Annotated in this window: 10 protein-coding genes and 1 pseudogene; 8 read left to right on the forward strand and 3 right to left on the reverse strand. The window is 61.4% G+C overall.

The annotated features are described in order from the left end of the window. Nucleotides 1–132 precede the first annotated feature (132 nt). Both JIN84_RS12475 and JIN84_RS23035 read left to right on the forward strand, forming a co-directional pair. The gene (locus JIN84_RS12475) at nucleotides 133–1,260 is read left to right on the forward strand and encodes an acyl-CoA desaturase (RefSeq protein WP_200351368.1); all 1,128 of its coding nucleotides are present in this window, start codon (nucleotides 133–135) and stop codon (nucleotides 1,258–1,260) included. 176 nt (nucleotides 1,261–1,436) lie between these two features. Beyond that, nucleotides 1,437–1,760: pseudogene (locus JIN84_RS23035) on the forward strand (class I SAM-dependent methyltransferase); the annotation flags it as partial. Nucleotides 1,761–2,164: 404 nt separating this feature from the next. Here the strand turns inward: JIN84_RS23035 and JIN84_RS12480 are convergent. Beyond that, nucleotides 2,165–6,958, reverse strand: a complete 4,794-nt coding sequence (locus tag JIN84_RS12480; protein ID WP_200351369.1) for a lamin tail domain-containing protein — start codon at nucleotides 6,956–6,958, stop codon at nucleotides 2,165–2,167. 114 nt (nucleotides 6,959–7,072) lie between these two features. Next, entirely contained in the window at nucleotides 7,073–8,161 is a 1,089-nt protein-coding gene (locus JIN84_RS12485) for a polyamine ABC transporter substrate-binding protein (protein WP_200351370.1), read from the reverse strand. Nucleotides 8,162–8,287: 126 nt separating this feature from the next. On the opposite strand from JIN84_RS12485, the gene JIN84_RS12490 reads away from it, so the two are divergent. The 6 genes from JIN84_RS12490 (at nucleotide 8,288) to JIN84_RS12515 (ending at nucleotide 13,767) form a co-directional block, all read left to right on the forward strand. Then, the gene (locus tag JIN84_RS12490; protein WP_200351371.1) at nucleotides 8,288–9,787 is read left to right on the forward strand and encodes a translocation/assembly module TamB domain-containing protein; all 1,500 of its coding nucleotides are present in this window, start codon (nucleotides 8,288–8,290) and stop codon (nucleotides 9,785–9,787) included. Nucleotides 9,788–9,864: 77 nt separating this feature from the next. Beyond that, nucleotides 9,865–10,584 (forward strand): glycosyltransferase, encoded by a 720-nt coding sequence (locus JIN84_RS12495; protein ID WP_200351372.1) that lies wholly within the window; start codon nucleotides 9,865–9,867, stop codon nucleotides 10,582–10,584. A 118-nt stretch (nucleotides 10,585–10,702) separates the two neighbouring features. After that, the gene (locus JIN84_RS12500; protein WP_234043449.1) at nucleotides 10,703–11,170 is read left to right on the forward strand and encodes a hypothetical protein; all 468 of its coding nucleotides are present in this window, start codon (nucleotides 10,703–10,705) and stop codon (nucleotides 11,168–11,170) included. A gap of 27 nt (nucleotides 11,171–11,197) precedes the next feature. Beyond that, nucleotides 11,198–11,662: a hypothetical protein gene (locus tag JIN84_RS12505; RefSeq protein ID WP_200351374.1), complete on the forward strand. Its 465-nt coding sequence runs from the start codon at nucleotides 11,198–11,200 to the stop codon at nucleotides 11,660–11,662. Nucleotides 11,663–11,719: 57 nt separating this feature from the next. Next, nucleotides 11,720–12,391 (forward strand): response regulator transcription factor, encoded by a 672-nt coding sequence (locus JIN84_RS12510; protein WP_200351375.1) that lies wholly within the window; start codon nucleotides 11,720–11,722, stop codon nucleotides 12,389–12,391. Then, a complete protein-coding gene (locus JIN84_RS12515; RefSeq protein WP_200351376.1) occupies nucleotides 12,388–13,767 on the forward strand; it encodes a sensor histidine kinase in 1,380 nt (459 codons plus the stop codon). Before JIN84_RS12510 ends, JIN84_RS12515 begins: the two co-directional genes overlap by 4 nt. Here JIN84_RS12515 and JIN84_RS12520 read toward each other — a convergent pair. Then, nucleotides 13,764–14,768 carry a peptidylprolyl isomerase gene (locus JIN84_RS12520; RefSeq protein WP_200351377.1) on the reverse strand — a complete coding sequence of 335 codons (1,005 nt, stop codon included), beginning with the start codon at nucleotides 14,766–14,768 and terminating at the stop codon, nucleotides 13,764–13,766. The two genes, JIN84_RS12515 and JIN84_RS12520, sit on opposite strands and share 4 nt — an antisense overlap. Nucleotides 14,769–14,798 lie beyond the last annotated feature (30 nt).

Consider the following 14,798-nt stretch of genomic DNA (forward strand, 5'->3'; position numbering starts at 1 on the left):
TTTGAAAAAACGGGGGCTTGCTATGGTGGGGGATGTCGCGTATTGAGCCTCGTCCTTCCGCTATTGTTGTGCGATTGCAACGACCGCCCGGTTAAACATCCGGCTGCGTGAGGCTCTCAAAACGAAAATCACATGTATCGAATCCCATTCGACCGGGTGAATTGGACGACAAGTTCATTTCTCATCGGCACCGCCCTCATCGCCCTCGTCGGCGTTCCCATCTACCTCTTCAAGGTTGGCCTGGATTGGTTCCAGTTCGCGATGTTCTTCTTCTATGTCACCGCGACAATGATGAGCATCACCGTCGGCTACCACCGCCTGTTCTCTCACCTGTCCTTCAAGGCGAAACTGCCCGTCAGGCTCTTCACCCTCATTTTCGGGGCCTGTGCGTTCGAAAACTCCTGTTTGAACTGGGCCTCGGACCACCGCCGCCATCACAAGCACGTCGATCATGACGAGGATCCTTATGATATTTCCAAAGGCTTCTTCTGGGCCCATATCGGCTGGCTGCTCTTCAAGCTCAATCCCGAGCCTCCGATGGACAACGTCGCGGACCTCCGCAAGGACAAGTGGGTGATGCTCCAGCACGATTATGTGCACTGGATCGGTCTCGTCGTAGGGATCGTCATTCCGACCGCGCTTGGGTATGCATGGAACGCCTCGCAAGGCCTTGATCCCTGGATGGGCGCGCTTGGCGGTTTCCTCATCCCCGGCATCGCCCGTATCGTTGTCGCCCAGCATTGCACCTTCTTCATCAACTCGCTCTGCCACACCGTCGGCCGCCAGCCTTACTCCACCACCCACAGCGCGCGTGACAGCGCGATCATGGCGTTCCTCACCTTCGGCGAGGGCTATCACAACTATCACCACGAATTCCAGCATGACTACCGCAACGGCGTGAAGCCATGGCAGTGGGATCCGAGCAAGTGGACCATCTGGACGCTCTCCAAGCTCGGTTTGGTCGACGGTCTCCGCCGTGTGCCGGACGGCCGCATCCTGCTAGCCGAAATGGGCGAGGCCCGCCGGAAGGCCCAGAAGCACCTCGCCGAAATGCGGGAGCATCCACATCACTCGCCCGCCCATCGCGCGGCGGACGCCATGCACGAGCTTGTTGAAAAGCTCTCGGCGAACTATCACGAACTTGAAAAATCCGTCGCCGACCGCGTCCAGCTCTCGCGCGAGGTGCTCAACGCCTGGCAGGATGAAACCCGCAGCCTGATGCGCGAACTCCGCCGCACCAAGGCCTCCGCCTCCGCCTGATTTTCCATCCACCCTCTTCAAGACGCCCCGTCACCGCAAGGTGACGGGGTGTTTTTTTGCCGGAAAGGTTCACGGTCCTTCCATTTTCATGGCGGTCCGGGTCCTGCCGGACCATCCTGTGTGAAAACGTGGACGATCATTTCTCAAAAATCGCGAAGCAGTATGTAAGGGGAAGGATGGGCTACCCGGACGAGTTGTACCAATTTCTCGCCAACCGGTGTGGGGAGCGAAAGCTTGCCTGGGACTGTGCGTGTGGTTCCGGCCAGGCGTCGTTGGATCTCGCCCGGTTTTTCGAAGAGGTGATCGCCACCGACATCAGCGCGGAGTTGTTGACCCTGGCTGCGGGTCATCCGCAGGTTTCCTACCGGCAGGCGGCGGCGGAGGAATCAGGGATCGAGCCAGATTCCCTGGATCTGCTCGTCGTGGCGCAGGCGATCCATTGGTTCGACCTGCCGCGTTTTTGGCGGGAGGCGGCCCGTGTGTTGAAACCGGATGGCGTCCTTGCCTTCTGGGGTTACAACTGGCCGCGGGTTTGTCCTGGCGTGGATCTGGTGCTGGAAAAGCTGAAGCAGGAAATCGCCCCCCATTGGCCGGAACGGAGCTCGATCCTGCACAACGGCTATCGCGACGTCGAACCACCATTCCAAAAGATAGACGCCCCTGCTTTTGAGATGTCGGTCATGTGGACGGTGGATGATTTCCTGTCCCACCTGCGTTCCTGGTCCGCGACCCGCTATTTCAATGAGCAGGAAGGGACCGACGTGGTGGAAAGACATGAGCGGGCCTTCCGTGAGGCATGGGGAGACGGCGGATCAGCAGTGGGGTGGCCGCTGGTTCTGAGGGTATTCAGAAAAGCCCGAGACCGGAACGTTCCACGTTCCGGTCCCGGTCATCTGGAGCGGGGTTATTTGCCCATGGCTCTCAGGCGGAGAAATCCCTTGTCCTCCACAGGCAGCCACGCGCGGCGTTGCTCGGTGATGCCATTGCTGGAAACCGGTGCGTCGTTTGTGGCGGGTGACCAGGTGGTGAGGTCGCCGGTCTGTTGCGCGGTGAGTGTTGCGTCGTCCCGATCAAGGCGGAGCGTGTAGTCGAGCACGAAGCGCGGGGATCCGGCATTGTCTTGAACGGTCCCTGCGAGATTGTTCGGTGTGTTGGGATTCGTTCCCAAGAGATACTCCACGAGGTTGGTGAGTCCGTCCGAGTCGGCATCAAGCGAAGCTTCCCCATCGGCAGGTGTGGTGAAGTTTTCGATTTTCCACGCCAGATAGCCGCCGACGCCACCGCCCGGATTCGGAATCTGGCTTACCCACGCGGTCGGGTCGTTCGCTTGGCGGAAGATTCCAAGGCGGCGGATGGAGGAGCCGGTGCCGGACGCTCCGGTAGGCCAGGGGGCGGTGGAGAGATAATTCACCTCATCCTCGATCATCAGGCCGACATGGCCGGAATCCTGTGCCGGAGGAGGAACACGCCGTCTGAGGCGGGCGGTGCCTGCGGTATTTGAAAGGGTGTCGCCCGATGACCACGGTCCGACGAGGCGCACTCCCGCCGCCACTCCATATTGCGAGCGGAAGGAGCTGGCGAGCGATGGAGAGAGAGCGGGATCGAAGGAGACGACGACGATGGCCTCCGCCGGAGCCAGCGTGAAACCGACGGGGAAGTCGAAATCGACATCTCCACGCAGTGTCCAGCCGCCGAGGGGTTCCGGACCTGTTCCCGTATTGGAAATTTCCACGAACTCAGGCGTCGCACCCGAGGGGTGGTAGTGGATCTCGCTGACCTGGACGCTGCCGATGCGCGGTGCGGAATTCGCGGCCGCCAAGGTGACGGAACCCAGTGGGACGATTCCACCGGTGCCGTTGGGAGAGCGGCCTTGGGAGACGTTCACCAGGGTGGGGGAGTAGTCTTCCTTCTGTTCGAAATTCAGCAATTTGCCGCTCGTGGGGTCTGCGGAGATCAACCAGGTGGTTCCCCCCCGCGCTCCATCCAGCACGATGTCGGTATCGAGTTCCGCCGGTGTGGGATCGAAATCGCTGGCATTGAAAACCGCATAGCCGCCCGGGGCGAGCTGGGTGCCGTTCGGAATGCGGAACTGGCGGTAGCTGGTTTCCGTCGCCGCATCCACGCTGTTGCTGAGATACCAGCCGCTGATGTCCACATTGGAGCCGCCCGAATTGTATAGCTCGATGGCGTCCGGCGCGGACGTCCGGCTGGCCACGATTTCATTGATGACGGCGGAACCGCGGGTGGAATCCCCCGCACCGGGCGTACCATGCACGGCGGTGCTGGATTTCCATGAAAGCGGGTTGTTGTAGCCGCCGCCGATATAAACGAGCGAGCTGCCGGTGCCGTCCGCACGCGTCGGCCAATCACCTTCGTCGTCGAATTCAAGGTCGGCGAGAGTCGCACCGCTGCGGTCGAGGATGGTGATTTCCGCGCCTCCGTTGTCGAGAGAGCGGTAGCCGGACCAGGTGGCCGCCACCTTTGAGGCAGCTGTGGCGCCATAGCGGAGTTGGAAGGCTGCGAGGTTTTTCGCAATGACCGCGCGTTGTCCCGGCGCGAGCGAGTAGGCCGGAAGGCTGAAAGAAGAGACCGGCGCGTCCTTGACGAAGGAGATCCCCTCCAGATTGACGGGTGCGGCGGAGATGTTTTTCAGCTCGATCCACTCGAAATCCGAATCCGTCACGCCGGGAATGGCGGTGGTTTCGGCAGCCGTCGGTTCCAGCGGGTGGTAGTTCACCGCGCTGACCTCCAGGGTGGCGGCGGTGGCGTAGGTTTCATCCACCAGGTAGGTCGCCTCCGCCACGCCGCTCCAGTTGGTTGCGGGAGTGGCGTAGGAGCCGGTGCGGTAGGCCCGGGCGATGAGGCGCATGGAGGCTGGAATGGTGATTTGGCCGCTGGACGTCAGGGATGGCACGCCGGGGCGGATTCCGCCGCCGACCGCACGAGGGTCGGTGCCGTCGGTGGTGTAATAAACCGTGGTGCCCGCCGGGACGGTGATCGTCGTGGCGAGCCCCGCCGCGACAGGTCCCGAGGCTCGTGATATCGTGGGCAGTCCCGCCAACTGGCCGTCGATCCATGCCGCGCGGGCTGAGAGCCATGTTTTCATGGCGTTGGTCTCGAAGATGATGTCATTCGACGTGAGCGAGCCATACCACTTCCTGTAGTCACGCATGGCCGGATTCTCGGCGTCGGCTGGTTTGAACTCCGCGAGATATCCGTCCAGCACGGCGTTCACATTCTCGGTGGCGAGAGGACCTTTCCGCATCGCGTGCCAGCGGTCGACGTAGACTTGGCGGAATTCGACGTCCTGGAAAAGCCACTGCCACCATGAGTAGTTGAAATAGTAGGTGGCGTCACCCGTGCCCCGCCAGCCGGTTGGATCGGCGTCGCGGTTGTCCCCGGTATCGGTATTGTTGACGGAGCGATCGAAGTCCCAGACGGGGCCGGCGGCTATTTTCTCGTTACGGTCCTTATGAAAATAGGCGCTGAGACGGAGGCCATCCACATTTTTGGTGAAGGTGGAGAAGAGGTTGTGGTCCGCCCAGGCTGCCGAGTCGATGTAGTTGCGGTAGTTCCGGGTGGTGAAGTTGGCGGCCGCCTCGCTGGCGACCGCGTTTTCAAACTGTTGGAAATAGTTCTGCAGGTAAGCGGACTGCGATGTGTCGAGCGATGCGAGTTTCGGACGGTGGATGACCAGTTTGCAACCATCGTTGTTCGGCAGGCCCCGGGTGGTGTACCATGAAAACTCATCCGCCTCGGCAGGGTCCACTTTGAAAATATAGCCACCGCTGATATTCGGTTCTGTGGTGTCCGCGGTTTCGAGTTTGGCGATGTCAACACGGTCCGGGGCGTTGCGGATGGTTTCGCAGAGAACATAAACGCCGCGGTAGTCCGTGTATTCAAGACTGTCGCCATCCTGGTTGAAGTAAACTTCGACGAGGCGGGTCCGCGGTGCCCAGCGTCCCGCCTGGCGGCTGAGTTCGTAAATAAATGCGTTCCGCATGAAGGCGCGGTCGAAGCTCCAACCACCGATGAGGGCCCAATCCTCGCCTGCGGGCATTCCGAGAATGGAAGCATCCATGCCATCGCCACTCTCGTTCTGCACCTCGATGCCATAGGATTTTTTCGGGAAACTCGCCGAACTGCGGCCACGGAGTTTCACCCCGGCGGTGAGTGTCTGGGTGGGAGCGCCTGCGAGCGAGGAATAGCCGGATGCTGCCCGGTCGAAAATCTGGATACGGGTGGGTTTTTCGACGTTGTCATTTCCGAGCTCGCCCTTCCCGTTGTTGTTCAGAACCACGATGGGCAGGGAGGATTGGAACACCGCCGCGGTGGAACCGTAGCTGGAAAGATCCGTGGCCAGCAGCTCATATTGGGCGGAATAGGTGAATCCAACAGCGCCTGTCGCCGTGTCAAAGATGCGGGCACGGACGAGCCTGCTGCTGGAGATGGCGAAAGGAGCGGAATACTGGGTGGATGAAGCTGTCGGCACGGTGCCATCCAGCGTGTATCGGATGACCTGCCCGGCGAGCGCACCGCCGAGGGTGAGATTGAAGGTGGCGGCGGAAGTGCCGGAAGGGCGGCTGAAGGTCACCGGCTGGGGGATGACCAGACCTGAGGGACCGGAGTTGCGGGAACCCGGAGTGGCCGTTGCGAAATAACCGGGAGCCATGGCGGGGCCGGAGACCGTTGTGTCCGCCTGGAGCTCCAAATTCAACAGATGGTCTCCGGAACTGGTGCTTTCGTTGAGGGATTGGATGGAAAGCACGTTCGCGCCCTCCTGAAGGTTCGGGATGTTTTCACTGACATTCACTTCCTCGAAGACCACGGCGACCGGATCATCGTGTTTGGCCGTGGCACCGCTGTTCCAATTCAAGGTGGCGGGAGCGTTGCGTTTCAATTCGACGGAATTCGCGAGCAGGGGCTGGCCGTTCAGCCAGACCGCATATCCGTCATCGTATTTCATGCGGAGCTTCAGACCGGTGACCGTGGTGCCCGAAGGCACGGTGAAGGGGATCCGGACATAACAAGAGGGATTGCCAGCCGAGGTCATCGCCGAATCGGTGTTGCCGTTCGTGCCGATGAGGGGCAGATAGTTCACTCCGGAAGTGTTCCGGTCATAACCGATGCCCATGGTGGCGGTCGTCCAGCCGGTGGTGTTGAAGGAGATGTCTTTCCACGTGGACCCGGGGTCGGATGCCGAGCTCGGGACCTTCCATTGGCAGGTCGCCGTGGACGTGATGAGCGAGGTGGTCGAAAGGTTCGAGGGAATGCCGTAGCTTATGTCTCCGAATTGCGCCGGGAAGCTGGGGGCGTATTCCGAAATCACGGTGACGCCGTCCGGCTTGATGAGGCCGAGGTACTCGCCTCCCGCGCCGAGCGCGAAATTCGTATGCAGCGGGGAACCGGGTATGCGGCGGTTGTTGCTTGAGGCGAAGACGACCAGATAGGCATTCGGGGCCAGGGTCGTTGAGGGAAACTGCCATTTCGTTTTTGCTCCGGCGTTGTCGGTGAGATACCAGCCGGTAAGGTCCGCAGGGGTGGCGTCCGGATTGTGGATCTCGATCCAGTCGGAATGTTTGCCATCCTCATCCTCAAGACCGGTCTGGTTGCTGGCGCAGAACTCCGTGATGACGGGAGCCGCTGACAATGAGGTGAAGGCGCAGAGGAGGGGGGTGAGTGATGAAAGAAATCGCATGACCGGCTTTTTGAGGTAGGGAGAAAATTCCTCGACCAATTGTGACGAAATCTTCACAATTGGCTACCTTTATTTGGCTGGCCGATGCTTGAGCGGTCAATGGGTTATCATATTCTAGCCGGCCGCTTTCACCTCGTCCCAGGTCTTGGACCACAGGGAAAGCGCGTCGCCGAGATCATCGATGGGTTCGCATTTCGCGAACACCTCCGGGGCAGGGAAAAGCGCCTCATTGCCACGGAAATCCTCGCTGAGGAGCTTGTAGGCGGAGCTGTTCGGAGCTCGGAAGGCGATGAAATTCATGTTCACCACGGCGTTGGCCGGATCGGTCACGAAGTTGATGAACTTGTGGGCGAGCTCCTGTTTCTCCGATTTCACCGGGATGCAGAGGTCGTCGCAGGAAAACGCGGATCCTTCCTTAGGGATCTTCACGACGATGTCGCCATTCTCCTCGGCCACCTGCAGCAGGTCGCCCGCGTAGCCTTGCACAAGGTGGAACTCACCCGAGGCGATGCCGGACTTGTATTGCTCGTTGTCGAACTTCGCGATGTTCTTCTTCCAGCGGATCACGATGTCGCGCGCCTGCGCGAGCTGTGCGGGATCTTTGGAGTTCAGGGGGAATCCGAGCGAGCGGAGTGCCGCGCCGAGTACTTCGCGCATGTCGTCCAGCAGCGTGATGCGTCCCTTGAGGTCCGCCCGGTCGAGCATGGCGTAGGAGGCCACGGGGTCGCTGACCTTGCTGCCGAGCCAGGCAAGGCAGGTGCAGGCCATCATGTAGGGCACGGAATGCGCCATGCCGGGATCAAGCGCGCGCTTGAGGTAGTCCGCGTCCACGTGCTGGATGTTGGGAAGCTTCGAATGGTCGAGAGGACTCAGGATTTTTTCCCTGACCAGGGTTTTCACCATGTAGGACGAGGGCGTGAGAATGTCGTAGCCGGTGGCGCCGGCGGAGAGTTTGGCATGCATCGCCTCGTTCGAATCGAAGGTGTCGATCTGGATCTTGCAGCCGTTTTCCTTCTCGAACTTCGCCGCGAGCTCCGGTGCGAGATAGTCCGCCCATGTGTAGATACGGAGCACCGGCAGATCGCTCTTGTTGCAACCGGAAAGCGCTGCCGCAGCGATGGCGGCGGACGTGGTGGAGAGGAAATGGCGGCGTTTCATGGCGGAGGATGAGAAGAACAACCACGAATTTGGTGGATTGCCCATGAAATTTTCCCAAACGGGTCACCCTTGTTGCGCGATTCGGCAGCCGGATCGCATCAGGTTTTTTCCGGGAAATCCGATTTTTTCGTGAGCTTGCGGTGGAGCGGGGCGTAGCTAGCATCCACAAAAATGAGCCGGAGATCGAGACGACGGAATGGTGGCGGGGAGAAGCGTTGGTTGGGCAAGGCTGCGGTCGGGCTGCTCGTGGCCGGTGTGGTGGGGCTGGGGGCCGGCTATGCGGTGATACGGAGTTATCTGCACAGTGACGCGTTCCGGAAATTCCTTTCGGCCGAGGCGGGCAAGGTCGCGGGCGTTACCGGCGGGTTCGCCCCATTCCGTTGGCAGGGGCTGGCGGTGGACACGGATTTGTTTGAGGCGACCGGAGATGGCCTGGTCAGCGAGGTGCGGGCGGATGATCTGCACACCGAGATCGGGCTTGGCGGGGTGGGGCGCGGGGTCTGGGAGATCAATGGATCGAGGGTGAAGCGGCTGGACGTGTCGATCGACGCTCGGAGGAAGCTGGATGAGGAAACGGTCGCGAAGGAGGAGCGAAAATCGGAAAAGCCGTCGGCACGCCCGGGTTGGTTCCCGCGGGATGCGGAGCTGCAGGGCGTGGATGTGGGCGGTTTGTCGGTGAAGGCCTTGTTGGAGGAAGGTCTGGTGACCGCCACCGGAATGCGGTTCAGCGCGGAGCGGACGGGCGGAAATGGTGCCTACCGCGCGAGGATCGATGGAGGCAGGGTGAAGCTGCCCTTCGCCATTGTTCCCGAACTGCGGCTGGAGCATGTGAAGGCGCGCTATCAGGGCGGGCAGGTTTTTCTTACGGACGCATTGGTCGGGGCGTGGGAAAACGGCCGGGTGGAGGGAACCGGGGAATACGACATCCACACCCGCCGCTTCGCCATGCAAGGGAGCGTCACAGGCATTCAAACCGACGAGGTTTTCGGACCCGACTGGGCGAAACGCCTGACCGGGAATGTGGTCTCGGACTTCACCCTCGACAATCCATCCGGAGCTCCGCAGGCCCATGGCACGCTCACGATCAACAATGCCGTCGTCACGGCACTGCCCTTGCTCGACACGCTCGCCGCCTACGCGGACACCCGCCGTTTCCGCGTGCTCACCCTGCAGGAAGCCCGCACCGACTGGCGGTGGAAAAAGGGAGAACTCACCCTTTCCAAGCTGGTGCTCTCCAGCGAAGGACTGGTCCGGCTGGAGGGAGGCATGACCATCCGTGGCCGGGAGATCGACGGCCTTTTCCGACTTGGTCTCGCCCCCGGCACGCTTGCCACCATTCCGGGCGCGGAAACTCTGGTTTTTATCGCTGGCGAGAGGGGACTGCTTTGGGCACCGCTCCACATCACGGGAACGCTGGACGATCCGAAGGAGGATCTTTCCGACCGTCTCATGACCGCCGCCGGTATGAGAATGTTCGAGCAGATTCCCGAGACGGGGGAGAAGGTGATCAAGTTCACCCAATCCATGCTTGGAGAGGCTCCTGTCAAATCTGTCGAGGCCGGAACGAAGATCCTCAAGGAGGGAACGAAAGCCGTGCGCGATGTCACGGGCATTCTCGGCGGACTGCTTGGCGGAGAAGAGACCGGGAAGGAAAAGGAAGACGATCAATGAAACCGGATCGGATGAATGATCGTGGGGTGGAAAAATTCCATTCGTAGATCATATTCCCCGTCTCCACCGTTCCCTTCATGAAACCCCGCATTTCCCTCATCATTCCGGCGCATAATGAAGCCGCGTTCATCACCGGCTGCCTTGAAGCGGCCCGGGATGCCGCCCTCGGGCTGGACGCCGGAGTGGAAACCATCGTCGTCCTGAACCGCTGCACGGACGCGACCGAGGAAATCGCACGCGCCCATGGCTGCGTCATTGTCCGGGAGGATGCGAAGAATCTCTCTGTCATCCGCAATGCCGGAGCGGCAGCGGCCACCGGGGAGATCATCGTCACCTGCGATGCGGACAGCCGCATGCACCCCGAAAGTTTCCGTGAGATCCTCCGTATCCTGTGTGCCGGGAAAACCGTTGGCGGCGGTGCCATGGTGTTGCCGGAGAGGTGGTCGCCCGGCATCATCGCGAGTGCGGTTTCCATCCTGCCCTACCTCGCCTTCACCGGTGTGAGTTTCGGCATGTTCTGGTGCCACAAGCGGGACTTCGACAAAATCGGTGGTTTCGACACCCGGTTCGTGTCCGTGGAGGATGTGGACTTCGCCCGCCGTCTCAAGGCCCACGGTAGGAAATCCGGACTCGGATGGGGAACGCTCTGGCGTGCGCCGCTTGTCACCTCGTGCCGGAAGTTCGACCAGTTCGGAGACTGGTATCTTTTCCGGAACCCCGCCTTTGTCAGGAAGGTTTTCCGTGGCAACGACCGCCAGGTGGCGGACAAGTTCTGGTACGACGTGCGATCCGAGTGACGGGCGTCGGGGCCGCGTGTTGCTTTCCGCCGGATGCGGGAATTCCGGAAATAGGCCGGGGTTCCTCATCCTGGCATCATCTTGGGTGGTTAGCTTGCGTCATCACCAACCCCTATCAATGATGAAAGCATTCCTATTACTCACGATCGTATCCACCACTTTCGCGGCACAGGCGAAGGAAGTCCGGCTGAAGGACTGCCCGCCGGGCGTGCAGATCACCATCGCCGCGAAACTCGGCGGAGGAAGGCTGGACGAAATCGACCGCGTGAACAAGAAAGGCGTCACCCGCTATGTGGTGGATGTGGACGGACCTGGCGGCAGGGACATCACCTACCACCTCACTCCGGCCGGGCATGTGGTTTTCAGCACGGAGGATGTGAGTCTTGCCGGGTGTCCCGCCGCCGTGCGGAATTCCATCAGGAAGCTGCTCAAGAACGGCTGGAGGATTGATGACATCGATCGCGAGATTTCCGGCAAGTCGGTCCGCTTCCGGGTGGAGATCGATCGCCCCCAAGAGAGGGATTATGAATTCCTGCTGTCGAAGAACGGAAAGGTTCTGGAACGCAAGTTGGAAAAAGGAAACTGAAACGACAACCAACCACCCCTCACGAAAATGAAACCGATCATTGGATCATGTGTTTTCCTCGCTCTCGCGGGTCATGTGCCGGCGGGTGAGATCAGGCTGGATGAATGTCCCGCGCCGGTTCAGGAGACCGTCCGGCAGTACGGCCGCCAGGGAAAGGTGGATGAAGCCAAATCCTACGACATCCAGGGCAGGATGCTTTATGTGGTGGAGATCGACCTGCCGGACAAGCGCGAGCTCCGGCTCCATGTTTCTCCGGATGGCACGCTGGTGAAGATGAGCGAGGAAATCACCGCGGACGAACTGCCGGAAGCGGTTCGTGCGGTGGTGGACGGGAAAGCCGCCGGCGGCACCCTGGACGACGTGGAAAGGGAGACCGTGGGAAAGGTCGTGCGCTATCGCATCGAAATCGAACGCAAGCGGATGCCGGACGTGGATCTTCTGCTGGATCCGTCAGGTGCCGTTCTCAGCGAAAAGGAAGAGGCGGATGACTGACACTTCCCCCCGCCGGAGGTGGACAGCCGCCGTCTCCGGCTCCACTGTTCCGACGCGATGAGATTGCTGCTCATAGAAGACGCCCGGCGCCTGAACGCCACGCTTTGCCAGGCGCTGGCGCGCATGGGACATGCGGTGGACTCCGCGGAAAATGGAGAGGACGGCGAATGGATGGCGAGGCGCACTGAATATGACGCCATCGTCCTGGATCGCATGCTGCCCGGAAAGGACGGGTTGTCGGTATTGAGGGACCTGCGCCGCGACGGCATCCTCACGCCCGTCCTCGTGCTCACCGCGCTGGATGCCACGGAGGAAAAGGTGCGAGGCTTGACGGAGGGGGCGGATGATTACCTGACGAAACCCTTCGCACTGGCCGAACTGGCCGCCCGTCTCGAGGTGCTCGCCCGCCGCCAGCACGGACAGGCCGATTCGCGCCGCAGGATCGGCCCCTTGGAGATCGACACGAGCCGCAAGACGGTTTTCCGGGACGGAAGCGAGATCGTTCTCACCGCGCGGGAATTCTCGCTTCTGGAACTCCTCGCGCGGAGGCCCGGGCAGGTCCTTTCGCGGGAACAGATCGAGGCGCGGTTGTATTCCGAGGCGGATGGCCCGCTGAGCAACGCGGTGGACGCCGCCGTCTATGCCTTGCGGCGGAAGCTTTGCCCGCCCGGGACGCCGCCGCTCATCGCCACCCGCCGCGGGCTGGGCTATGTTTTGGAAACACCATGAAATCCTTGCGCGTCCAGCTTACGGTGGCCTTGGGCATCTCCATGTGCCTGCTGCTCCTCGCAGGGGGATTGGGAACATTCTTCGTGACCAAGGAAGTTCTGGAGGATCAGTTCGACGACACGCTTGTGGCGAAAGCGACCGCCCTGATCACGGCGACGGAAATCGACGACGAGGAGTTTGAGATCGATCTCACCGTGCAGGACTTCGCGGGCTTCGGTTCCGGAGGCGAGGACTATTTCGAGATCCGGCGGGGAGATGGATCGGTGATGGTCCTTTCCCCATCGCTGGCCCTGCCGGGAAGGACTCTCATGCCGGAGTTCCCGGTGCCGCAGGATGGCGGGGCGCGCATGGTATCCGATCATCTGACCGACGGGCGGCCCGCTCGGTTTTATGTGCAGCGGTTCGTGCCGAAGGATGACGACAAGAGGGAATACCAGGATTTATGGCTGATCGTCGCCGGGCCCACGCAGGGCCTGCTGGATGACCTGTGGGTGCTCGGCAGCGTCATCGCGGGGGTGAGCGCGCTGGTGCTGGTGCTGACGGTGCCGCTGCTCTGGATGGTGCTCGCACGCGGACTGCGTCCTTTGGAGAGTCTGGGCCGGCAGGTGAGGGAGATTCCGGTGACCCGGCTGGAACGGAGGCTGGATCTTGCCGGCCAGCCGGAAGAACTGGTGCCCTTGGGGGAAAGCCTGAACGAATGGTTGGGGCGGATGGAATCTTCTTTCGAGCGGGAGCGGCGCTTCAGCAGCCATGCGGCCCATGAATTGAGGACGCCGCTGGCCGAACTGCGGATGATGGCGGAACTGGGAGCCACATGGCCGGATCAGGCGACCCCGGAAAGGTGCGGGGAAATCGTGAAAGTCGCGGATGAGCTCGAGGCGTTGCTGGAAAAACTTTCCCTGCTCGCGCGGACGGATGCGGGGAGCCAGGCGGTCGAGCTTGTGGAGGTGGATATCCAAGTGGGCGTCGAGGCTGTCCTGGAGCGCTTGTCCGGTGCGGCAACTGCGAAAAACCTGACCATCCGGCCGCGGACCCGGCCAGGAGTATTCCGGACGGACGTGGTGCTGTGGACCACCGTGCTGCAGAATTTGTTGGGAAACGCGGTATCTCACGCTCCCGCCGGAAGTGTGATCTCGCTGGATGCGTCTCCGGACATGCTGAGGATCTCAAATCCGGCTCCGGACTTGAATGGCCGCGACCTGGACAAGTTGTTCGAGCGGTTCTGGCGCAAGAATCCAAGCCACCAGGAAGAGGCGCACTCGGGGTTGGGGTTGTCGATTGTCCGTGCCTGTGTCGGCTTGCTGGGTGGCAAGGTGAAAGCCAGGTTGGACGAAGGCGGGATTTTCCTCGTGGAGGTCGAATGGTCCGGCAACTAAAAGACCTCGATTTTTCCCGAGCCGCTTTTGCGCAACGAGCTCCGGATTTCCTCCGTGGCCTGACGGCTTTTCAACGCAGCCAGAGCGTTGAGGATCTCGGGTTTTGCCTGCTCGAAGGTGCGCGGCCCGGCGGGTTGGCGGGCCGTCACTTCGACGAGATGCCAGCCCAGTTTGGTGCGGAACAGGGTTGGCTTGTTCACTTCCAGTGAGAAGGCCGGGACCGAGAAATCTTCGGGCAGGCGGGACGCCGTCATCCAACCGAGCGCGCCACCGTTTTCTTTGGTGGCGGGATCTTCGCTGAGTTCCCTCGCGAGGGTGGCGAAATCCTTTTTCTTTTCGGTGAGTTCGACGAGTGCCGCGTCGAGTTTCTGCTTCGCCTCCTCCGGCGGGTGATCGAGAGTGGGGATGAAGATGTGGCGGGCATCGATGCGTTCCGGCAGGGCGACCGCGGCCTGGTTCCGCTCGAACCATTCCCGGGCTTCCTCATCGGTGACGCGGCTGGAAGGTGCCAGCCTGAGTGCGAGGAATTTTTCCTGCCGGATGCGTGCGGCGAGCCGGTCGCGGAGGTCCTGCTCGCTCGGGATGCCCTGGGTTTTCATCGCCGTTTCGAGAGCTCCCTTGGTCTCGAAGCGGCCGACCAAGCGGCGGAGGCGTTCGTTGATCTCCTCAGGGGTGACGGGAAGTTGCGCGGCCAGCGCCTTGACCTGGAGACGGAGCAGTTCGTGGTCGATGAGTTCCTGGAGCGCCGTCTCTCTGGCTGCCTTGAGCTCTTCCGGTTTGAGGGACGCCGGGGTTTTTCCGTCAAGCCAGAGCGACTCCGCCAAGGCCCGGTCCAGTTGGCTGATGGTAATGGGATGGCCGTCGACGCGGGCGGCCAGGGGAGCGGACGCAGGCGAGATGATGGAACCCGCCCAACGGCTCACCGGCCCCTTGAAAACAAACCCGTCCGCGATGAGGTAGCCGGCGGCGGCCAGCAGGATGAGACGCGGGAGGACTTTCATCGTCGGAATCGTGGATCAGGGACGGAAAAC

Source organism: Luteolibacter yonseiensis, from assembly GCF_016595465.1.
Lineage (GTDB): Bacteria > Verrucomicrobiota > Verrucomicrobiia > Verrucomicrobiales > Akkermansiaceae > Luteolibacter > Luteolibacter yonseiensis.

What these genes read in the sequence shown, in the direction of transcription:
- JIN84_RS12485 (WP_200351370.1), bottom strand. Translation starts at nt 8,161, where the DNA reads ATGGGCAATCCACCAAATTCGTGGTTGTTCTTCTCATCCTCCGCCATG.
- JIN84_RS12515 (WP_200351376.1), top strand. Translation starts at nt 12,388, where the DNA reads ATGAAATCCTTGCGCGTCCAGCTTACGGTGGCCTTGGGCATCTCCATG.
- JIN84_RS12505 (WP_200351374.1), top strand. Translation starts at nt 11,198, where the DNA reads ATGAAACCGATCATTGGATCATGTGTTTTCCTCGCTCTCGCGGGTCAT.
- JIN84_RS12510 (WP_200351375.1), top strand. Translation starts at nt 11,720, where the DNA reads ATGAGATTGCTGCTCATAGAAGACGCCCGGCGCCTGAACGCCACGCTT.
- JIN84_RS12490 (WP_200351371.1), top strand. Translation starts at nt 8,288, where the DNA reads ATGAGCCGGAGATCGAGACGACGGAATGGTGGCGGGGAGAAGCGTTGG.
- JIN84_RS12475 (WP_200351368.1), top strand. Translation starts at nt 133, where the DNA reads ATGTATCGAATCCCATTCGACCGGGTGAATTGGACGACAAGTTCATTT.
- JIN84_RS12495 (WP_200351372.1), top strand. Translation starts at nt 9,865, where the DNA reads ATGAAACCCCGCATTTCCCTCATCATTCCGGCGCATAATGAAGCCGCG.
- JIN84_RS12520 (WP_200351377.1), bottom strand. Translation starts at nt 14,768, where the DNA reads ATGAAAGTCCTCCCGCGTCTCATCCTGCTGGCCGCCGCCGGCTACCTC.
- JIN84_RS12480 (WP_200351369.1), bottom strand. Translation starts at nt 6,958, where the DNA reads ATGCGATTTCTTTCATCACTCACCCCCCTCCTCTGCGCCTTCACCTCA.
- JIN84_RS12500 (WP_234043449.1), top strand. Translation starts at nt 10,703, where the DNA reads ATGATGAAAGCATTCCTATTACTCACGATCGTATCCACCACTTTCGCG.